21 protein-coding genes are annotated in these 20267 nt (G+C 43.0%); 6 read left to right on the top strand and 15 right to left on the bottom strand.

The annotated features are described in order from the left end of the window. Window positions 1–488: 488 nt before the first annotated feature. Window positions 489–734, top strand: a complete 246-nt coding sequence (locus tag FFM64_RS12365) for a hypothetical protein (RefSeq protein WP_179951200.1) — start codon at window positions 489–491, stop codon at window positions 732–734. Next, entirely contained in the window at window positions 724–1035 is a 312-nt protein-coding gene (locus FFM64_RS04795) for a type II toxin-antitoxin system RelE/ParE family toxin (protein WP_137606871.1), read from the top strand. The genes FFM64_RS12365 and FFM64_RS04795 overlap by 11 nt, the downstream gene beginning before the upstream one ends. A gap of 48 nt (window positions 1036–1083) precedes the next feature. On the opposite strand, the gene FFM64_RS04790 is transcribed toward FFM64_RS04795, so the two are convergent. From FFM64_RS04790 to FFM64_RS04780, 3 genes are all read right to left on the bottom strand, one after another. Then, window positions 1084–2454: an Nramp family divalent metal transporter gene (locus FFM64_RS04790; RefSeq protein ID WP_137606870.1), complete on the bottom strand. Its 1371-nt coding sequence runs from the start codon at window positions 2452–2454 to the stop codon at window positions 1084–1086. A gap of 64 nt (window positions 2455–2518) precedes the next feature. Next, entirely contained in the window at window positions 2519–2980 is a 462-nt protein-coding gene (locus FFM64_RS04785) for a universal stress protein (protein WP_137606869.1), read from the bottom strand. Window positions 2981–3087: 107 nt separating this feature from the next. Then, window positions 3088–3633, bottom strand: coding sequence for a PadR family transcriptional regulator (locus FFM64_RS04780; RefSeq protein ID WP_137606868.1), 546 nt, complete (start codon window positions 3631–3633; stop codon window positions 3088–3090). A gap of 119 nt (window positions 3634–3752) precedes the next feature. Here FFM64_RS04780 and FFM64_RS04775 point away from each other — a divergent pair, with 119 nt between their 5' ends. Next, entirely contained in the window at window positions 3753–4289 is a 537-nt protein-coding gene (locus tag FFM64_RS04775; RefSeq protein ID WP_137606867.1) for a phenolic acid decarboxylase, read from the top strand. Between the two features lie 64 nt (window positions 4290–4353). Here FFM64_RS04775 and FFM64_RS04770 read toward each other — a convergent pair whose 3' ends face one another. The 3 genes from FFM64_RS04770 to FFM64_RS04765 all read right to left on the bottom strand — a co-directional run bounded on the left by FFM64_RS04770 (window position 4354) and on the right by FFM64_RS04765 (window position 6296). Then, complete coding sequence (locus FFM64_RS04770; RefSeq protein ID WP_137606866.1) at window positions 4354–5154, bottom strand: 2-keto-4-pentenoate hydratase; 801 nt, start codon at window positions 5152–5154, stop codon at window positions 4354–4356. Window positions 5155–5270: 116 nt separating this feature from the next. Beyond that, window positions 5271–5393, bottom strand: coding sequence for a hypothetical protein (locus tag FFM64_RS12455; protein WP_263389435.1), 123 nt, complete (start codon window positions 5391–5393; stop codon window positions 5271–5273). A 447-nt stretch (window positions 5394–5840) separates the two neighbouring features. After that, window positions 5841–6296 (bottom strand): GNAT family N-acetyltransferase, encoded by a 456-nt coding sequence (locus FFM64_RS04765; protein WP_137606865.1) that lies wholly within the window; start codon window positions 6294–6296, stop codon window positions 5841–5843. A gap of 196 nt (window positions 6297–6492) precedes the next feature. On the opposite strand from FFM64_RS04765, the gene FFM64_RS04760 reads away from it, so the two are divergent. Then, entirely contained in the window at window positions 6493–7359 is an 867-nt protein-coding gene (locus tag FFM64_RS04760) for a DegV family protein (protein ID WP_137606864.1), read from the top strand. 201 nt (window positions 7360–7560) lie between these two features. Here the strand turns inward: FFM64_RS04760 and FFM64_RS04755 are convergent, their stop codons facing one another. The 9 genes from FFM64_RS04755 to rpmH form a co-directional block, all read right to left on the bottom strand. Beyond that, window positions 7561–7938 (bottom strand): helix-turn-helix domain-containing protein, encoded by a 378-nt coding sequence (locus FFM64_RS04755; protein ID WP_137606863.1) that lies wholly within the window; start codon window positions 7936–7938, stop codon window positions 7561–7563. Window positions 7939–7958: 20 nt separating this feature from the next. Beyond that, window positions 7959–9275 (bottom strand): C1 family peptidase, encoded by a 1317-nt coding sequence (locus FFM64_RS04750; protein ID WP_137606862.1) that lies wholly within the window; start codon window positions 9273–9275, stop codon window positions 7959–7961. Between the two features lie 165 nt (window positions 9276–9440). Next, the gene (lepB, locus tag FFM64_RS04745) at window positions 9441–10028 is read right to left on the bottom strand and encodes a signal peptidase I (protein ID WP_137606861.1); all 588 of its coding nucleotides are present in this window, start codon (window positions 10026–10028) and stop codon (window positions 9441–9443) included. 223 nt (window positions 10029–10251) lie between these two features. Beyond that, window positions 10252–12165, bottom strand: coding sequence for a tRNA uridine-5-carboxymethylaminomethyl(34) synthesis enzyme MnmG (mnmG, locus tag FFM64_RS04740; protein WP_137606860.1), 1914 nt, complete (start codon window positions 12163–12165; stop codon window positions 10252–10254). A 24-nt stretch (window positions 12166–12189) separates the two neighbouring features. Beyond that, window positions 12190–13581 (bottom strand): tRNA uridine-5-carboxymethylaminomethyl(34) synthesis GTPase MnmE, encoded by a 1392-nt coding sequence (mnmE, locus tag FFM64_RS04735; RefSeq protein ID WP_137606859.1) that lies wholly within the window; start codon window positions 13579–13581, stop codon window positions 12190–12192. A 242-nt stretch (window positions 13582–13823) separates the two neighbouring features. Next, window positions 13824–14717: an RNA-binding cell elongation regulator Jag/EloR gene (jag, locus tag FFM64_RS04730; RefSeq protein WP_137606858.1), complete on the bottom strand. Its 894-nt coding sequence runs from the start codon at window positions 14715–14717 to the stop codon at window positions 13824–13826. Between the two features lie 359 nt (window positions 14718–15076). Continuing rightward, window positions 15077–15910 carry a membrane protein insertase YidC gene (gene yidC / locus FFM64_RS04725; RefSeq protein ID WP_137606857.1) on the bottom strand — a complete coding sequence of 278 codons (834 nt, stop codon included), beginning with the start codon at window positions 15908–15910 and terminating at the stop codon, window positions 15077–15079. A gap of 15 nt (window positions 15911–15925) precedes the next feature. Beyond that, entirely contained in the window at window positions 15926–16270 is a 345-nt protein-coding gene (rnpA, locus tag FFM64_RS04720; RefSeq protein WP_137606856.1) for a ribonuclease P protein component, read from the bottom strand. Between the two features lie 115 nt (window positions 16271–16385). Next, a complete protein-coding gene (rpmH, locus tag FFM64_RS04715) occupies window positions 16386–16520 on the bottom strand; it encodes a 50S ribosomal protein L34 (RefSeq protein WP_137606855.1) in 135 nt (44 codons plus the stop codon). A 507-nt stretch (window positions 16521–17027) separates the two neighbouring features. Here rpmH and dnaA point away from each other — a divergent pair. After that, complete coding sequence (dnaA, locus tag FFM64_RS04710) at window positions 17028–18389, top strand: chromosomal replication initiator protein DnaA (protein ID WP_137606854.1); 1362 nt, start codon at window positions 17028–17030, stop codon at window positions 18387–18389. Between the two features lie 173 nt (window positions 18390–18562). Beyond that, window positions 18563–19702 carry a DNA polymerase III subunit beta gene (dnaN, locus tag FFM64_RS04705; RefSeq protein WP_137606853.1) on the top strand — a complete coding sequence of 380 codons (1140 nt, stop codon included), beginning with the start codon at window positions 18563–18565 and terminating at the stop codon, window positions 19700–19702. The last annotated feature ends 565 nt before the right edge of the window (window positions 19703–20267 follow it).

The following is a 20267-nucleotide window of genomic DNA, read 5'->3' as shown; positions in this document are numbered from 1 at the left end:
TGTACCCACCACTCACAAATGCCCATTTATAGGCATTTGTAAATTATGTAAACTAATAAAAATCATTTAAGCATACATTTTTATTATAAGTATATACAGATTAATCTAATATCTGCGAGCTAATTCAGCACCCTTTTTCTCAAAAGAAAGGCATAATTCGCTCATGTTTTCACATGTTATTTTAACGACCTTTTCATGTTTAACCGTTCGCTTTTTCTAGATAGATTTTTGATTCACAATTCATCAAGGCTCAGTCAAAATTCATCATCGCTGGCCGTTGCATCAAATCCAGGCACCGCTAACTCTCCTGCCATATCACCGTTTTTTTTAGTCTTGTCTTTATATCACACAAACGTTACGCTCTAAACGTAATTACATGTTTGTACAAAAGGAGACTTTAAATTGAAAATCGAACTAAGACTAGAAAACAAGGTAACTCAATCACCCTAACCGTCCCTGGTACTTTCAACATTGGTGCTGGTGTAACTGTGGAACCAGAGTTAACAACTAATGGTATCTTTTACCGATTCGTTGAAGAAAATCCAATTCTAAACTTTGACGCGGAAATTCTAACAGACCTAATTGCTGAGAAGACTCCCAGCTACAAGTTAGTTGACGAGTTTAAAAAACGCCAGCAGGCGATACCGCAAGCCATCAAAAAAATTGAGCACGAAACTTTGGCCCGTGCAACACCTGTGACTAAAAAACAGCTAGAAAACGATATTGGTTTATGAAGTGGTTCCTTCCAATCAAGTTAGACGCTATCTAAAAAAGTTAAAAGAACGACCACTCAAGCAAACTTTTGTAACGATTATTTATGATTTAATTGCAAATACACCAACTGCAGGTAACCAAAAGAAAGGTGACCTTGCCGGTATTTATGTTCGATCATTCAAATATAAGGGGACACAGTATCGTATTGCTTATACAATTACAACTCAAAGACTAGTCCTACTTCTCATTGCCGGTACACACGAAAACTTCTATCAACAACTCCGCAGCTATTTATCTGAGAATCACACGCTGTCCAACTAAAAAAAGAGTCCCAGTTCATCAAGAACTGAAACTCGCCCTTTTTCAACCTCAAACTAAGGTTGTCCAAATCAATTGCAAATTCAAAATAATTAAAATAACGGCCACGACCCACGAAGTATATTTCACCCAAGGCCGATTAGCAAAGACACCCATCAACTTTTTATCACTCGTAAAAATAATTAACGGAATCATCGCAAATGGTAAAGCGACCGACAGAAAGACCTGTGATAATGTCAGTAACCCTTCAATCTTCGCTTCGTTACCGTGATAGTAAACCGCAAAAATCAATACTGGTGTGATTGATAGCAACCGGGTCAATAACCGTTGAGCCCACAGTGGCATCCGTAAATGGATAAAACCTTCCATGATGATCTGCCCGGCAAGAGTCCCGGTAATCGTGGAGCTTTGCCCAGATGCTAACAACGCAATTGCAAACAACATACTTAACATCGGACTAGCAATCGCGCCAACGATTTTCGAATTATTCAATGCGTTGAATAAATCAGCGAAGCGGCCTAAATCACTATGCGTCCCAAAGAACAACGCTGCTCCTAAGATTAATAACAAACTGTTAACCACAAAGGCCAGCGTCAATTGAATATTCGAATCAGCAATCGTAAACCGAATCGTTTTACGTACTGAAGCTTCATCGTGAATATCATATTTCCGCGTCTGTGAAATCGATGACCCTAAATACAAATCATGTGGCATCACCGTTGCACCAACAATCCCTAAAGCCAAATACAACATTGGCTGATTGGTCAGAATCTGTGCTCGCGGCACATACCCACCTAAAACGCCCAATGCATCCGGTTTCGACAAGAACACTTCATATGCAAAGACAAACAGAATGACGGCCACTAAGGTTGCCACAATTGCTTCAATCTTATGGAAGCCTAATTTCATTAGGAACAATAGAATCAACACATCAAACGCCGTAATCGTTATCCCAACAATTAGTGGGAAACCGAATAAAAGTTCTAGCGCAATCCCAGAACCAATGATTTCAGCAATATCCGTCGCCATGATGGCTAATTCAGTGATGACCCATAAGCCTAATCCGGCCCATTTGGACGTTCGTTCCCGGGTTAATTGCGCCAAATCACGGCCAGTCACAATTCCCAGTCGCGCGGACATGGCTTGCAATAACATCGCAATTAAGCTGGAAAGTAAAACAACGCTCAATAAGGTGTACTTAAAACTCGCACCCCCACCAATCGACGTAATCCAGTTCCCAGGGTCCATATACCCCACTGCAATTAGCGCTCCTGGCCCCGTATAAGCCAATAATGTCCGAAAATAACCTTTATCTTCTGGGACCTCGATCGTCCCATTGATTTCATCTAAGCTCTTACGTTGCGAGCCAGTTTCTTTAATGAACTTACTGGACTGCTTTTTTTCGCCCGTTTCCTTTTTCAAAACGGTACGCCCTCTTTCTGCGTATCTACAACTCCTGAGGGGGTTGAGCTAAATTTTTAATTTTTTAACGCACGACAATTACGGAGATTGGCGCTTTCCGCGCTAACCGCGGTCCAATTGCACCAGCAATCTTCGAGTGTGCAAATTCCGTATCGGCACCCGTGACCAACAAGTCCGGTTTAAAATCCGGAATCACTTGTTCCAAAATCACATCGTCGACATCCCCGCCTTCATATACCAGCGGTTCAACTTGTTTAATCCCACTATTTTCTGCTAATTTGACATAGTCTTGTACCACTTGCTCGACATGCCTTCGTTTAGCCTGAATCTTAGACGGCGTCAGTGAATCAAAAATATTGATATCTTCACTTTCCATCACGGAAACGATTCCGAGTGGCACACTATAATCGCGTGCTAAGGTCGTTGCATACCGAAAAGCCCGTTCTGAAGACGTATTATCATCTTCATCCACCGTCAAAAGAATTCGACGATAAATCAACGGTTCATTCATTTGATGACTATCCATTTTTGTGACCCTCCTCATTGAGTTGAATTGGTAATTGCCACTATTATTATAACCCATTCACCAGCCGAACGTGGGCGTTCATTAACGCTTTTTCCGATCCAACCAGCTTATTTAGGTAAGGCCGCTAAGGTCTGTTTTAACCAAGTCACGTAATAGTTTTCTCGACCAATCGCATGTTGCAAAATCAAGTAATGACCAAAGTTTTCAGCCTGTGACTTTTTAGTTGGAAAGACTGTCGCCAATCTTGCCTGTAGATGCTCACTTTTATCAACATGAAGTTGTAACTGTTCCAGCAACATTTCTGGCAAGCGTGGATCGCGATTCGTCCGCACAAAATAGAGCTTTAAAATAAACTCATCTTTAGTCGCGGTGAGCTCCGGCGTTCCAGCAGTAATCCAGGTCGTTAAGACTGCCTGCCCCGTGGGTGTCGTATGATAAAGTTTTTTCTCGAGTTTTTCGCCACTAATCGTGATTTCATGGGTGATATAGCCCTGCTCCTCAAGCCGCTTTAGCTGCGGATAGATTTGACTGTGTTGTGCTTGCCAGAATTCACCGATTTCGTGATCAAAAGCTTTGGTCAAGTCATAACCAGTCAATGGTTGTTGATCTAACAACCCAAGAATAATGAATTGTAGTTTGTTTTTTTGCGCCATGGGACTTTCCTCCTTGACGAATGATTAACTTCAGTATACACTAACCTTGTTGTTTAAAACATGTAATAAGTTACATGTTTTACTTTACTTGTACTTTTAATTACGGAGGGAAAACTAATATGACTAAAACATTTAAAACTTTAGACGATTTTCTAGGAACTCACTTTATCTACACTTACGATAACGGTTGGGAATACGAATGGTACGCTAAAAACGATCATACCGTTGACTACCGAATTCACGGCGGGATGGTCGCTGGTCGTTGGGTCAAAGACCAGGAAGCTAATATCGTTATGCTCACCGAAGGTATCTATAAGGTTGCTTGGACAGAACCAACTGGTACTGACGTTGCGTTAGACTTTTTACCAAACGAAGGTAAAGTTAACGGCACCATCTTCTTCCCGAAATGGGTTCAAGAACATCCTGAAATCACAGTAACTTTCCAAAATGAACACATTGATTTAATGGAAGAAGCTCGTGAAAAATACGCAACTTATCCAAAATTAGTCGTTCCAGAATTTGCGACAATTACGTATATGGGTGATGCTGGTCAAAATAATGACGATGTCATCAGCGAAGAACCTTATCAAGGTTTACCTGACGATATTCGTAATGGTAACTATTTTGACAAAGATTATCATCGTTTAAATAAATAATGTTTCACGTGAAACATCAAAACGGCCGCCACAAAAATGTGACGACCGTTTTTTTCTAATATACTTAATCATGACTGACATCTAAAACAACTGCTCCAAGTTGCTGATCAAAATCAGCCTGCCAGTGCCCCGCTGTTAAATGCGGTGGTAACACGAAAGTGCCAGAAGAGACCCGTTGCCCAGCGCTTAAGGTTTTTCCTTGTTCTGCTAGTTTGCCCACCAACCAGTGTAACGACTTTAAGGGATTTCCGAGCACCTCGCTGGCTGTACCAGTTTTAAGCTCTCGACCATCATGTGTTAAACGACAGTTGACAGTCGCAACAGCATCAACTGAATCAAAGCGTTGATCCGTATCATGCTCTTCACCATAGACAACTAAACCACCAACGGCCGCATCGGCAACAACCAAATTCTTTGGTAAACTTGGGAACCAGTCTGCAAACCGCGAATCTGGTAATTCTAAGCCTGGCGCCACAGTCGTCTTATGCCACAAGTCAGTTAGTGAATCTGTCGCTGACAAAGTTTCCTTAGCTTTAAAAACCAATTCCACCTCAACGAGTGGTGCCATTAACTGTCCCAGTCGAACCATCGCTGGCGCTGCTAAAAAATGACTTGCGACCTGAGCGCCATATAATGGCGTATGTGCATCGAACATCTTTTGAGTTTCGGCACTAGTTAGCGAAACCTTGTAGCCGCCAACCGGTTGCTTTTTTAACGCGGTCAATTCAGCTTGAACACGATAGGCCGCGTCTTCATCAGCAACTGCCGTCTCAAAATCTGCCATTTTTAAAGCATGTTGCGTTTGATAGGCCTCAAATAATTGCTGGGCCACTTCAGTTTCTGTTGCTTTCGTATTTGTCGTCATAAGCTAAGACTCCATTTCTATGTGTGTTATTAATTCAGTGATAAGTGTTGTTACTATGTGTTAAAACTTATTATGTGTTTAGCTCGCAAGCTAAGCTGATTACTACTATGTGAACTTTATGACCGTTTCGACGACTGAGCTGATTGGACGTTCAAATCGCTATCCGTCAAAGTCGTCAGTGGACTGGCCCCCCTTGGCCATTTCTGTTGGGTACCAGCCACTCTAATGTCCGATTTCATCGTCCTCACCACCTTGAATTGACTAAAAAAAGACGTCCTTCACTAGCTCTACTGAGTTAGTTAAAGGACGTCGATAACGGGTTACCACCTTTGTTCGCATTCATCTCACAATGAATACCTTAGCGCGTACAGCAAAATGCGATACGCCGGTACACTAATGGGTACCATCCAGAACCGCCTCCACTTAATTTCGGGGTTCAACTCAAAGGTGATCATAACTAAGTTATCCAGACTGCCTCACACCAATCTACAGCTCGCTAACTGGACACGCTTAATTCCGTTCCTTTTCAAAGTTTTTAATCAAAATTTAATTTATGAATTGAGTTTAGCGCGTGATTTAGTCTGTGTCAAGTGCATTATTAAAAATAAATGTGAGTAAAAGGAATTACCAAAATTGCTAGTAATTCCTTTTTGCTCACACTTGATAATTTTATTCAGTTTTGTGAATTAATTTAAATTTAAGGCGACATATTGTTCAGTATGCGTATCACGTAACGTGTAATTCGGGGGTAAAGCATCGCGATCGGCCTTCACAATCTGAAACCCAACCCGTGCATAAAATTTTAAGGCGCCCTCATTGGCCATGACACATTTGAGCGTCATAGGTTCCGTCGCGTATTGACGCATTTCCGTCAACAAGCTTTCACCAATCCCCATTTGTCGAAACTCCGGTGCAATGAATAAAAGATGAATAAAGTTTGCTAACCGATATAACGAACAGAAACCAGCGCGCTGACCGTCCACCCATGCAACCTGAATAAATTCCCCGCGGCTATCGTGTTCAAAATCAGCCAATTGAGGATCTGTCACCCATGGAAAATCTTGCTGCCGGTCAATCAAATAAATCTCAGCCAACGCAGCTCGATCCGCCGCCGTTGCCGTTTTAATTTCAATTGTTGCCATCGTTGATCACCCTCCCCCATCATTAAAGTTATTATGGCGGTTTTAGCATTAGAATACAACTTCAGCGCTAATTGTTACCCTGGGAAAATAATCTTGTAAATCAGCCCCCTAGCGCACACATTCATGAAAACTAGCATTCAACACAGCACAAGCGGTATAATACAGCATAATCTGTCACGATGAAAGCAGGGGAAAAATGCGAACAGCAATTGTTACCGATAGTGCAAGTTATCTATCGGCCGCCGATATCAAAAAATATAATATTTTTGTCGTTCCGATTACCGTTATCTTTGGTCAACAGACTTACTTGGAAAACGTTGAAATCACGTCCAAAGAATTTTATGAACGGATGCGGACCGCACCAGAATTACCAACAACCACACAAATCACGTTGGGTCAGATGCAGCAGATGTATGACCAGTTAGCTGCTGACGGTTATGATGCCGTAATTAGTATTCATCTTTCTTCTGGCATCACCAGTTTCATCACTAACCTTGAAAGCTATCTACCAAATATTACAAACATTAAAGTTTATCCATTTGATTCCTTAATTACCGCCGCGGGTGAGGCCAACATGGCGCTTTTAGCAGCTAAATTAATCGCGGAAGGCAAGACACCTGAAGAAGTGATTGCCCAACTTAAACATTTGCGCGATACGACCGAAGTTTACTTCGTCGTCGATAACCTCAGCCATTTGGTACGCACGGGCCGCCTTTCTAATGCGTCACGCTTGGTTGGTAACTTATTACGTATCAAACCAGTGCTAACTTTTGAAGATGGAAAAATCGTCGCCATTGAGAAGGAACGCACCATGCGACGGGCCTATGCTGCAATTAAGGCAAAATTGGCCGCTGCCATCGAAACAACCGACTATCCATTGCGAATTACGATTGTTAATGGGAATAACCCTAAATTGCAAGCCGCTTGGGTCGCAGATATTGCCGAAAGCTTCCCTGGCTTGACCATTGACCAGAGTGAAATCGGTCCAGTCGTCGGCGTTCACGTTGGCGAAGGGGTCATGGGACTATTCTGGGCTAAAGATTGGGAAAAATGGCCCAAATAAGTTAACTTAAAAATCAAATTAGGAGAGTGGGACAAAAGGCGGTTTGCTACCGAACATAGCCTAGAAAGTCGAATGATTGGCATTTTCAATCGTTCGACTTTCGTAGCTAAGCGGCGGTCGCAGCCTTTTGTTCCACGTTTCGGCTATAAATATTAGGAATAACAAAATGAGCCTGGGATCTTATCCCAGACTCATTTTTAGTTAAGCTTTCGCTTTTTTCTTCTTTTTACCTTTTTTCTTGCCAGTCGGTGCTTTATCTTTCTCAACTAACCGATGAGCTTTCTTCAATAACTTCTTGCGTCCAGCCGCATCTAACTGTTCCCAAATCGTGACAAGTTCGGGATCAACTGAACTCACCGGTTCCGTAGCAGTGACAGAGCTTTTAGCACCCAATAACCACTCCGGCTCTACCTTTAGTGCAGTTGCCAAAGTGACAACTTTATCGTGTTTGGCCACATATTTACTACTCAACCACTGACTAATCGATGACCGACCAATCCCGGTCGCTTTGGCTAATTGGGCGGACGTCATTTGGGCGTGCTGCATCGCGGTTTCGAGTCGTTCTGCAAAAATACTCATGTGTTTTCCTCCCATCAGGTTTAGTGCAACGGATCCCAGGCTGGCAATCGCCGTGCTGGTTCCTTAAGCAATGCTTGAAACTCTGGTGCGAGAAACTGTTTGTGAACAACAACTTCATAGACATACTCATCGAACCAGTCTTGTGTCATCACAAAATAGCCTTTGTCACCATTAGCTTCGCCCCAACTATTTTCAACTTTCCATTTAGTTGGTGTGTCATCAACGATATCAACACCCGTTAACGTCATGGCGTGACTCACTTCACCCTCGCCCGTCTGTAACCGTTGGGCCTTGGTCAAATGACCGTTGATGCCAAATAATTTAGCAGATTCATATAAATGGGCATCCAAATAACCCGCTTTCCGGTCCATTTGGCGTAACACATCATTACCAAACCAAATCGTTTCGCCAGATTTGAGTTGTTGTACCGCCACATCCGTCAAAACACCCATATCGACGTTCAAAAATTCAATCGGTTTACCACCAATGACGTTGTCCTCATCTGGTAAGCTATATAGCTGATTTAATGGCTTATCTGGTGAATTAGTCACTACCACATAGTCATCCAGATCAGTATCAAAATAGTTCTGATAGAAGTCCTGAGGCGTTAAACCGGCTTCGCGATGATAATTTTTATCATCATCCCGGTATTCCAAGTCAAAAGTCATTGGTGGTTCACCGAAAGAATACACCGCAATGCGATAAACTTCTTGTAACATACTTTTTTCAAGTGACTGGAGTTCGGCTTCATCGGCCCCATCCATGACCAATTGACGGAGCTTTAACCCATCTTTACGTAACTTCCGACTCATAACCTCTTGAAAATCACTAGTGTTAGTCGTGTTGAAAGTCTCAGGCATTGCACTCGCTGGTATCACACCGTACTTCTGCACGAGACTCGCAGCCATCGCCCATTGACCACCATCTTCACCAGGATTATCAAATAAAAACTGGACTAAACGATCATTAATTGGCTGGCGAGCAGTTTGTTCCACATTACGGTAGAACATGTTAGCGCGTTCAATTTTATCCCAGAAAAATAAATAATTTTGTGATAATTCAAAATCTTTGACGTGGTACTTAGTCGCAAATTTGTGTCGTAAGGTATTTAATAATGAAAATTCCCAACAACGGCCACTGTGCTTCTGATTACTAACCTTGCCTGTAGGCAGATCAATCGAAAAGGTCCGATCTAACCGGCTGGCTGCTTGGTTATCATAACTAGTGGCTTTAATGCCGTTTTTGGTGATTGCGCGGGTCAAAACAGGTGCGAGTTGATCTTCTGCCTGTTTAGTACGAAGTGCAGTCAGCGCGGCTTTCGTTAATTCAGTTGCCATTTAATTACCTCCATCAATACTCATTTAAAATTAATTTTATCTCATTGGTCACAATTTTAGCCTTGTTGGCACTGGAGTTCAATGTAAACGGGCTCAATTTGTTTACTTTTCTAAACAAAAACGACCAATCACCAAATTTTCATTGATGGTTAGCCGTTTATTTTTCTAATAACTGATTGAATTTACATTATGACGTTTAGTCGCGTTGGTGTCCCAGAACGGCACCTTAACAACACCTAAAACCTTGTTCGCCGGAACAAACCCCCAATAACGACTATCGTTTGAAACCGAGCGATGATCGCCTAAAACAAAGTAGCTATTCTTGGGCACTCGCGTCGTCTTGACGGTCCAACCATACTTGTCTGTCAAACCACCTAGATCCCAATTGCCAGTGCCTTGTGTCCGTTCAAATTGGCTAATGAATTTCTCGTTTAACGCCTTGCCATTGATGTATAGCTTGCCGTCTCGCGAACTAACCGTATCACCAGGCATGCCAACCACACGTTTCACATATTTCACCGTCTTGGAATGCGCGTCCGGGTCAACATTATGCGCATAAAAAACAATCACGCTCAAATGTTTAACTTTGGCCGGTTTAACCACAGCGACACGTTCACTATTCTCCAAATTAGGTTCCATTGATGGCCCATCGACACGAACCATCGTGAACACAAAGTGGCGAATCACCATGGCAATCAACAGCCCCACGACAATTGGTAATACCCAACTCATGATATTTTTAAAAGTTTTCATCCACCCGTTTCTCCCTTATCCCCATGGTAACTTTCAATAATTATAGCCCAATTACGGGTTCCTGTCCGATAATAGTCAATTGGTTTACAAATTCGTAACCTCACTGTTCAATCTTTAACCATGCTTGCTTGCCGCCTGTCGGGTAGGCAACAATCTCAACTATAAAAAAACGCCAGCCACCGTAAAAGATGACTAGCGCTCATATATATATCACTTATTTCGTTTAATCTTGAACCTTAGCGATTCGCCCTTGTTGAATGTAAACACTCAGGATAGCGATATCAGCGGGGTTAACGCCACTGATTCGTGAGGCTTGCGCAATTGTCGCTGGTTGGATTTTCTTCAACTTTTGATGGGCTTCAGTTGCTAGGCCATCAATCGCATCATAATCAATCCGATCAGGAATCTTCTTCGCTTCCATCTTCTTCAAATGCGCTACCCGTTCTTCGGCTTTTTTAATGTAGCCCGCATATTTGATTTGGATTTCAACTTGTTCCACAATGTGGCGTTCCAATGGTTCAGCCGGTGCTGGAATAAATTTCATCAAATCATCGTAACGCACTTCCGGCCGCTTTAAGAAGTCAGTCGCCAAAACTGCATCCTTAAGGGCGCCAGAATTGTGCGCAATCAAGAACTGGTTAACAGCGTCATTGGGCTTGATTCGAATGTTGTCTAAGCGGTCAAGTTCGTCTGTGATTGCTTGACGCTTAGCTTCAAAAACCGCATAGCGATCATCATCGATCAGCCCAAGTTCACGCCCTTTGTCGGTCAAACGTAAATCGGCGTTATCATGGCGTAGAATCAATCGATATTCGGCACGACTCGTTAGCAGACGGTAAGGTTCGTTGGTTCCTTTAGTCACTAAGTCATCAATCATGACACCAATATAAGCATCGCTCCGCTTCAAGGTGAATTGACCACGATCCAACGCACGTAAACCGGCATTAATTCCGGCCATCAAGCCTTGTCCGGCAGCTTCTTCATACCCAGAAGTCCCATTCGTTTGACCCGCAGTGTAGAGGTTCTTAACCAACTTAGTTTCCAAAGTGGCCTTCAATTGGTAAGGGGCAACCACATCATATTCAATCGCGTAACCAGGACGCATCATTTCAGCGTCTTCTAGCCCTTTGATTGAATGCAGAATCCGTTGTTGAACTTCTTCAGGCATCGAAGTCGATAACCCTTGAACATACCATTCATCCGTATTCCGGCCTTCTGGTTCCAAGAAGAGTTGATGCCGTTTCTTATCAGCGAAACGAACGATCTTATCTTCAATTGAAGGACAATAACGAGGGCCGACCCCTTCGATCACGCCAGTAAACATCGGCGCGCGATCTAAGTTTTCACGAATAATCTTATGCGTGGTTTCATTAGTATAAGTTAACCAGCAAGATAATTGATGCGTCAAATCCAAGTAATCTTCATCTTTAGTTTCAAAACTAAAGTGATGTGGTTCTGGATCACCAGGTTGTTCTTCGGTCACACTGTAGTCGATAGTATTACCGTCAACTCGTGGTGGTGTCCCAGTCTTAAACCGTTCGAGATCAAAACCAAGGCGTTCCAAATCACCAGATAATTTCATGGCTGGTTGGGAGTTGTTCGGACCCGAAGAATACATCAGTTCACCGATGATAATCTTCCCGCGAGCCGCGGTCCCAGTGGTTAAGACGACACTTTTGGCACTATAACGCGCCCCCGTGTTGGTGATAACCCCTTTGCAGACGCCATCTTCAACGATTAACCCATCGACAATTCCTTGACGCAAGGTCAAGTTAGGTTCGCGTTCAATCGTGTGTTTCATTTCTGAATGGTAAGCATGCTTGTCGGCTTGGGCCCGTAATGCCCGCACGGCTGGGCCTTTACCCGTATTCAGCATCCGCATCTGGACATAGGTTTTATCGATATTACGACCCATTTCGCCACCTAAGGCATCAATTTCGCGCACAACGATTCCCTTAGCTGGTCCCCCAACAGATGGGTTACAAGGCATAAAGGCGACCATATCCAAATTAATGGTCATTAACAACGTGCGATTGCCCATCCGTGCGGCTGCTAAAGCAGCTTCAGAACCGGCATGACCGGCACCAACGACGATCACATCATAGTCGCGACCAGTATATTCCTTTACTTCTGTCATAATTAAATCTTTCCTCCGTACCGTTTACTTACCCAAACAGAATTGGCTAAATAATTGGTCGATTAATTCGTCTTCATAACTGTCCCCGGTAATTTGACCGAGAAATTCCCAACAACGGGTCATATCGATTTGAACCAAGTCGACAGGCATGCCAGTTGCAATCCCTGTTTGGACATCCTGTAACGCCTGTTTAGCTTGATTTAATAACCCGATATGGCGCGCATTAGTCACCATGACGCTATTCTGACTGCTCTCAATGCCTTCACTAAAGAACAACTTTGCAATCCGTTGTTCAAGTTGCTCAACACCCGCGCGTTGTAGGACGGACATGCTTAACACGTCACTCGCATCTACAAATTTAGCTAATCTCGTTTGATCTAGTTGCGCTGGCAAATCAGTTTTGTTCAAAATCACAATTCGTTTAGAATCCTTTGTATCGGCTAATAAGGCTTCATCTTCCGCCGTGAGCGGTTGACTATTATCCAATACTAACAAGACTAAATCAGCCGCACCAATCGCTTTACGACTGCGCTCGACCCCAATTTTTTCGACCTTATCGTCAGTATCACGAATCCCGGCAGTATCGACTAATTTCAACGGTACACCGCGGACATTCACATATTCTTCGATGACATCCCGGGTCGTCCCAGCAACATCAGTCACGATTGCCTTATCTTCATGTAACAAATGATTCAGCAAACTCGATTTACCAACATTCGGCCGACCAATAATGGCCGTTGCCAGCCCTTCACGCAAGACTTTACCTTGCTTGGCCGTAGCTAAAAGTTGGTCGATACTTTGACTGACTTCGGCTGCTTTTTCTTTCAGCATCTTGGTTGTCATCGCTTCAACTGCGTCATATTCAGGATAATCAATATTAACTTCAACTTGCGCCAACACATCCAAGATATCTTGACGTAAATGACGAATTAAGGTTGATAGGTCACCATCTAATTGGTTTAGCGCCACTTTCATGGACTTATCCGTTTTGGCACGAATCAGATCCATAACAGCTTCAGCTTGCGAGAGGTCCAAACGACCATTTAAGAAGGCTCGCTTGGTAAATTCACCAGGTTCGGCCATTCGTGCGCCGTGGCTCAGAATCAGTTGCAAGATTTCGTTAGTCGCAACAAGGCCACCATGGCAGTTGATTTCAATCACATCTTCACGTGTATACGTCTTAGGTGCTCGCATGACGGAAGCCATCACTTCATCAACTTCCTGTTGTGACTCGGGGTCCACAATATGGCCATAATTAATTGTGTGTGAATGAACCTTTCTTAGATCCTTCCCTTTAAAAATCTTTGCTATTACATCAAATGTCTTATCACCGCTAATGCGAATGATAGAAATCCCACCTTCACCAGGTGGCGTCGAAACCGCCGCAATTGTATCAAATTCCGTGGTCGTTGGCATAACCGATCAAGTCCTTTCTTAACGTCGTTTCAGCGTTTTACCGCCTAATACCATACCAAATTTTGCCGTCAATTAGTTAATAATATGTCCTAAAATGCAGAAAAAAAGTGCCTACTCCACGCCACCTTAAAGCGTGGATAAAGCACTTTGACTACTTTATCTAAAAGATAAGAATGATTAACACTTACTATAATAGCACATTTGTCGTTTGTCAAACGCCTGTTTGCCCGCCAAATATTTCCTTATTTACGAGCGGCCACAACAACGGCCCGATGCGGATCTCGGCCCTCTGAGAACGTTGTAACGTGCCGATTATTGGCAAGTTCCGCATGAATCAATTTGCGCTCAAAAGAGGGCATTGGATCCAAGAAAACCTGCTTACCAGTCGCAATGGCCTCACGCGCGGTACTTTCTGCCAAGCGTTGCAAAGTTTCCTCACGTCGTTCACGATAATCATCGACGTCCAAAACAACATTCACGTGAGACGCGCCATGATGATTCATATACACCTGTGCCAAATCTTGCAAAGCATTAATTGTCCGACCATGTTTGCCAATCAAGAGCCCTTGCTTCGCCGTATCAAAATTAAGCGTGGCATAGCGATTGCCAAAGTCGACATCCAAATCAGCCGTAATACCAAGTTGCTTCACAACTTCTAGCAAGTAGGCACTTAACTCACGGACGGCCGTTTCATTAGCCGCTTGCCGGGCCGCAATTTGTTCCGGGGTTCGCACTGGGGCCGTGGTGTCGGCAGCCGTGTCGGTCACACTCATGGTTGCCGCCGAAGTCACGACTGGTTGCGCTGAAACTGGTGCTGAAGTGACGACTGGCTTTGAAACACTGACTTTTGGTGCCACGGTCTTCACTGACTTCTTAGCCACTGGCGCACTAGTGGCAGGCTCCTCAGCTTGTGATTGTGGCTTAACGATCGTTGCCGCACTTACCGACACCTTTGCTTGTGAACTTGGCTGTGGTTTCGCAGTTAAACGAACCTTAGCCGCCTGCTTACCGATTCCTAAAAAGCCCTTCTTGGGTTCCGCGAGAACTTCAAGCTCAACTTGATCGCGGTTTAATTGCATTTGTTTTAAACCAGCTGCCATGGCAGCTGCGACGGTATTACCTTCAAATACTGTCATCCGATTTCCTCCTCGATAAAAATACCTAGGACTATTATAGCATTACACCATGGCAGGCGGGAATCGAGGGCATGATTGGACAGTTTGTTGGTCACGAAAGGATAAATTTAGCGACGAGAATTATTGTTGACTGAATGGTAAAAATTGAAGGCGTGCTTATTTTGGCTGGGGATTAGGCACTTTTCTTAGCTTTATAGTCGAAACGTGGTAAAACCAACTGCGAGTTCCGCTTATCCCAGCTAAATCACTGCTCGGAAAAACGCCGAGCAATGATTTAGCCACGATAATGCTCGCTAGCAACCCGTTGATTTTACCACTCTACAAAAAAAGACCCACCACATGGGCAGGTCCATTTGTATTTAACGTTTATGATTCCGAATCGCACGCTTTCTAGCTTTTTCAAGGTCGCGTTTACGATCACGTTCTTTTTTCTTCTTCTCTTCCCGTTCGCGATTAATCTTGAAGGGATTTTGAAGTAGTAAGGTTTGACCAACTTGGAAAGCGTTGGAAATAACCCAGTACAAGGACAACGCGGATGGTACGTTGATGGCAGTAATCAAAATAATCACTGGCATCAAGTACGTCATCGAAGTGGTCATCCCGTTTTGCTCTGGTTGCGACTTCATCGACAACCACGAACTAGCAAACGTGAACAACGCCGCTAGGATTGGCAAAACGTAATACGGATCTTTACTCCCAAGTTGCAACCATAAGAACGAGCCCGTCTTCAACGCTTGCGTCCGCCAAATTGCTTGGTATAAGGCAATCAAAACTGGCATTTGAACTAGCAACGGCAACATGCTGGCCATTGGATGAACGCCATACTGTGAGTATAACTTCTTCATCTCGGATTGAAGCTTCTGCTGAGTTTCCATATCGCGTGATGAATATTGCTTTTGCAAAGCTTTCATCTGCGGTTGGATTTCTTGCATCGCAACCATGCTCCGAGTTTGGAAAATCATCAACGGTAAGATGATGATTCGGATAATCAACGTAAACGCGATGATCCCAAGTCCATAACTATGACCAAACAAGTGTGCCAGCCAAATAATCGCCCGTGAGAAATTCAAGATGATCAAGCCATCCCAAAACCCGGTACTCTTATCCGTGATTGGGGTATTACTACACCCACTCAAAACTAACACTAAGGCTAGTACGGCCAGCATTGCCAGTATTTTTCTGTACTTTTTCAAACGAATGTCCTCACTTTAATCATTGTCCAGCAGGTGCGCTAGCTTTAGCGCATGGCTAAGATAAGCTTTGGTTTCGGCTTGCGACTTACCGGCAACGGTTGGTCGAGCAATGACGAGAAAATCCGCATCTTGTTTGAGTTGCGGTTTCAACTCAGTGATTGATTGCCGAATCCGGCGCTTAACCCAGTTCCGAGCCACCGCATTCCCAATCTTTTTACCGACTGAGATGCCGACCCGAAAATGCGGTTGCTCCGGTTTATCCAAAACGTAAATGACAAATTGACGATTGGCATACGAGTTGCGGGTCTCAAAAACTTGCTGAAACTCAGTTTCTTTTTTTACCCGATATGATTTTCGCATAATCCATCTCCATGTGTGCACTCAAGCTAACCTGAGCGAATTGCTACATAACTTTACAGTCCTAGACTAATGAAGGTCTAGGACTGTAAAGAAAAAGCCACTGATTATCAGTGGCCTATGCAGACAATACTTTTCTGCCTCGTTGGCGTCGACGGGCTAACACTTTACGGCCATCGCTGGTGCTCATCCGTTTGCGGAAACCATGGACACGTTGACGATGCCGCTTCTTTGGTTGGTAAGTTCTCTTCATCATGACACCTCCTTCTCTATAATGACATGAATCAATTCGATTAAGTCGTTATTTTCAAAACGCAGTCAAACTCTAAACGCATTTCCTGAATACTATAGCATATATTGTCAATTTTGAAAACCATAAAATTGTTTTGCCCTTATATTAAAACGCCCTATACATTTAATCCTTTTAGGAAAAAGCTTGTGGAAACACCTCGTAGCCTTTTTAGCTGTCCCCAATTTGTGCACAGGCTTATCGACAAAATGACAGCCTGTGATTTAGTTATCCACAAGAGTTATTTTGAGTGTGTATAACTCTTCTAAAGTCTATTGTAGCAAGCTTAATTTTGAACGCTCCGTTGTGTATAACTCGAACAAATTTAAGCTAAGGACTTTTTTTGAACATCCTGTGGACAACACTAAAAACACCCTGTGATTTATTTTAACATCTGTTTGTCCACTTGTGGAAAACTCCAGTTGTTCATGCTAGAATAGAATTACGTTTTTTAAGAAAAGGGGTATCCACGTGCTGGAACGTAATGACTTATGGAATATCATTAAGTTCTCCATGAAAGGTGATCTTTCATCGATCACTTTTCAGACGTTTGTCGAACCGGCGAAACCACTCCAACTCAATAATTTACAGATGACAATTGAAGTTCCGACTAAATTACATCGCGATTATTGGGAAAACAACTTGGCGGCCAAATTTACAGATTATGCCTTCCAAGCAACTAACGAGCAGATTACGCCAGTGATGATAACTGAAGAAGAACGTCAGCAGCTTACGAAAAAATCGCAAGCGACTACCGGTAACGTTGCATCTGGTGAAGCAGCCACTGCAACTACCCCCACATTTATGCGGGAAACGAAACTCAACCCAAAATATACATTTGAAAGCTTTGTCATTGGTAAAGGTAACCAAATGGCGCACGCCGCGGCTTTAGTCGTGTCCGAAGAACCAGGCACAATGTATAATCCGTTGTTTTTCTATGGGGGCGTCGGGTTGGGCAAGACCCACTTGATGCACGCTATTGGTAACAAATTATTAGAGACCGACCCGAATAGCAAGGTTAAATACGTGACGAGTGAAGCTTTCACGAATGACTTGATCAACGCCATCCAAACGGGGACGCAAGAATCTTTTCGGGAAGAATACCGTAACGTTGATCTCCTGTTGGTCGACGATATTCAATTCTTTGCTAATAAGGAAGCAACGCAAGAAGAGTTCTTCCATACTTTCAATGCTTTATATGAAGATGATAAACAAATCGTCCTCACTTCTGATCGGTTACCAAACGAGATTCCAAAATTACAAGATCGGCTAGTTTCTCGATTCAAATGGGGCTTATCTGTTGATATCACACCACCGGATCTTGAAACCCGGATCGCAATTTTACGGAATAAAGCCGATTTAGAAGGCATCGACATTCCCGATGACACGTTAAGTTACATCGCGGGACAAATTGATTCCAACGTCCGTGAACTTGAAGGTGCCTTGGCACGTGTTCAAGCCTATTCACGTTTGAATAACTCACCAATCACCACAAGTTTAGTCGCAGATGCTTTGAAGAGTCTCAATTTAAGCAATAAATTATCGGAAGTCTCAATTCCGGTCATTCAGGAAAAAGTCGCGAAGTATTATCACGTCACAATGGCCGAATTAAAGGGTAAAAAACGTAATAAGCAAATCGTTATGCCACGACAGATTGCAATGTACCTATCCCGCGAATTAACGGATAGCTCTTTACCGCGCATTGGGAATGAATTTGGCGGTAAGGATCATACCACGGTCATCCATGCCTATGATAAAATTGCAGCAGCACTTAAAACTGACCTTGATCTTCAACAAGCCATCGGAGATTTGAAAAGTCAGCTTAAAGCTTAGTGTGGATAAAAGGGCATAACTCAAAAAGTTTTCCACAACTTATGCACATGTGGAAAACTCGACAGTCATCGCATTTCTAAAACTTTTCCACATTACCCACTGCTCTACTATTACTACGACCTTTTATTACTTAATCTAATATAGAGACATCACGAAGAAGAGAGGATTCAGTTATGAAGTTCACAATCAATCGATCTGCATTTATTAAAGAGTTAAATAATGTTCAACGCGCTATTTCATCAAAAACAACGATTCCCATTTTAACGGGACTAAAATTAGACGTTGCTACTGAAGGCATTACCTTAACGGGTAGCGACGCTGACATTTCCATTGAAACAACAATTCCAGCAGACGACGATAACAATACATTAGTTGTTGAAGATACCGGTTCAATTGTGTTACCAGCGCGTTTCTTTAGCGAAATCGTTAAAAAGTTACCAGAAGATACGATGACAGTTGCCGTTACCGACGGCTTTCAAACCCAAATTACTTCTGGCGCCGCTTCCTTTACAATTAATGGCTTAGATCCTGAAAATTATCCGCATCTGCCAGAAATTGATACGACCAACACCATTACTTTGGCTGGTGATGTTTTCAAAGAGTTGATTGGTCAAACCGTCATCGCGGTTTCTAATCAAGAAAGCCGGCCGATTTTAACTGGGGTTCATTTTATTTTGGCTAATGGTGAATTTTTGGCTGTTGCTACTGATTCTCATCGTTTAAGCCAACGGAAAATCAAGTTACCAGAAGCTAATAATGCCGACTACGACGTGATTATTCCTGGGAAAAGCTTGACTGAACTATCACGGATGATCGGCGATGATAACCCAGACGTGCAAATGCGTTTATCTGAAAATCAAGTGCTCTTTGTCCTTGGTAACACCTCGTTCTATTCACGATTGCTGGAAGGAAACTACCCCGATACCTCACGATTGATTCCAAAAGAATCAAACACGACCGTTGAAATTGAGGCACCTGCTTTATCCGCTGCGATTGAACGGGCATCCTTGCTTTCACATGAAAGTCGCAATAACGTGGTTCGTTTCTCAGTCAATCCAACTGATAAGACTATTACGATTTTTGGTAACTCACCCGATGTTGGTGAAGTAACCGAACAGTTGCAACCCGCTGAGTTAGATGGCGATGAACTCGAAATTTCATTTAACCCAGATTACATGAAAGAAGCACTCCGTTCCTTTGGCCAAGCGATGATCAAGATTTCGTTCACGATGGCATTGCGTCCATTCACTTTGGTGCCAACCGAAGAAGGCGAGAACTTTATTCAATTGATTACGCCAGTACGGACGTTCTAATTACTGAATAAATATACAATCAGCGCAAAAGGTCACCTAATTTCAACCGAAATAGGAGGCCTTTTTTTGTTGGTTTATAGGTTTGAAAACGCTTGGCAATCATAGGATTACAACTGGTGTAACTTTTAAAGTGACATCGTTAAGTGACGTTTATACAATTTCTAGTTTGAAAGATGACGTGAGTTTGGAAAGCAACGGTCAGTTTTGATAATAAGTCGACTGATTGTCGATCTGAGCGATTCTCGTTGATTGGATTAGAAAGTAGGTCTGGCGAGCTTAAAATAGCATTATCGGCGCATGTAACTGTTTCAGGCTGTAATCGAACAGGTCGAAATAGACTCAATTTAAGGTCTATTTCAGTATGAAAACGAAATTGACCTAACTTTTGATGTAAAAAATTAACCAATTTCGCGAAAATCCGTAAATTTTTCGAATTCTAGCAAATTTACCCCTAGGTGAGTACCCCGACATTAGTTTTGCTTAAATCGTCTTAAAATGGCTCTGAATGCCGTTATAAATTGAATTTTCATAATAAAACAGGTATAATATAACCTGTTGAGGAGTG

Source organism: Lactiplantibacillus daoliensis (assembly GCF_005405005.1).
Classification (GTDB): Bacteria; Bacillota; Bacilli; order Lactobacillales; family Lactobacillaceae; genus Lactiplantibacillus; species Lactiplantibacillus daoliensis.
The sequence above is the reverse complement of the archived record's forward strand: the minus strand, read 5'-3'. Positions and strand labels throughout refer to the sequence as shown.

Bases quoted from the DNA above. Each gene is read 5' to 3' on its own strand.
- rnpA (WP_137606856.1), bottom strand. From the start codon at position 16,270: ATGCGAAAATCATATCGGGTAAAAAAAGAAACTGAGTTTCAGCAAGTT.
- FFM64_RS04755 (WP_137606863.1), bottom strand. From the start codon at position 7,938: ATGAGTATTTTTGCAGAACGACTCGAAACCGCGATGCAGCACGCCCAA.
- FFM64_RS04765 (WP_137606865.1), bottom strand. From the start codon at position 6,296: ATGGCAACAATTGAAATTAAAACGGCAACGGCGGCGGATCGAGCTGCG.
- FFM64_RS12455 (WP_263389435.1), bottom strand. From the start codon at position 5,393: ATGAAATCGGACATTAGAGTGGCTGGTACCCAACAGAAATGGCCAAGG.
- FFM64_RS04775 (WP_137606867.1), top strand. From the start codon at position 3,753: ATGACTAAAACATTTAAAACTTTAGACGATTTTCTAGGAACTCACTTT.
- FFM64_RS04770 (WP_137606866.1), bottom strand. From the start codon at position 5,154: ATGACGACAAATACGAAAGCAACAGAAACTGAAGTGGCCCAGCAATTA.
- mnmG (WP_137606860.1), bottom strand. From the start codon at position 12,165: ATGACAGAAGTAAAGGAATATACTGGTCGCGACTATGATGTGATCGTC.
- lepB (WP_137606861.1), bottom strand. From the start codon at position 10,028: ATGAAAACTTTTAAAAATATCATGAGTTGGGTATTACCAATTGTCGTG.
- mnmE (WP_137606859.1), bottom strand. From the start codon at position 13,581: ATGCCAACGACCACGGAATTTGATACAATTGCGGCGGTTTCGACGCCA.
- FFM64_RS04785 (WP_137606869.1), bottom strand. From the start codon at position 2,980: ATGGATAGTCATCAAATGAATGAACCGTTGATTTATCGTCGAATTCTT.
- rpmH (WP_137606855.1), bottom strand. From the start codon at position 16,520: ATGAAGAGAACTTACCAACCAAAGAAGCGGCATCGTCAACGTGTCCAT.
- FFM64_RS04780 (WP_137606868.1), bottom strand. From the start codon at position 3,633: ATGGCGCAAAAAAACAAACTACAATTCATTATTCTTGGGTTGTTAGAT.
- dnaN (WP_137606853.1), top strand. From the start codon at position 18,563: ATGAAGTTCACAATCAATCGATCTGCATTTATTAAAGAGTTAAATAAT.
- jag (WP_137606858.1), bottom strand. From the start codon at position 14,717: ATGACAGTATTTGAAGGTAATACCGTCGCAGCTGCCATGGCAGCTGGT.
- FFM64_RS04760 (WP_137606864.1), top strand. From the start codon at position 6,493: ATGCGAACAGCAATTGTTACCGATAGTGCAAGTTATCTATCGGCCGCC.
- FFM64_RS04750 (WP_137606862.1), bottom strand. From the start codon at position 9,275: ATGGCAACTGAATTAACGAAAGCCGCGCTGACTGCACTTCGTACTAAA.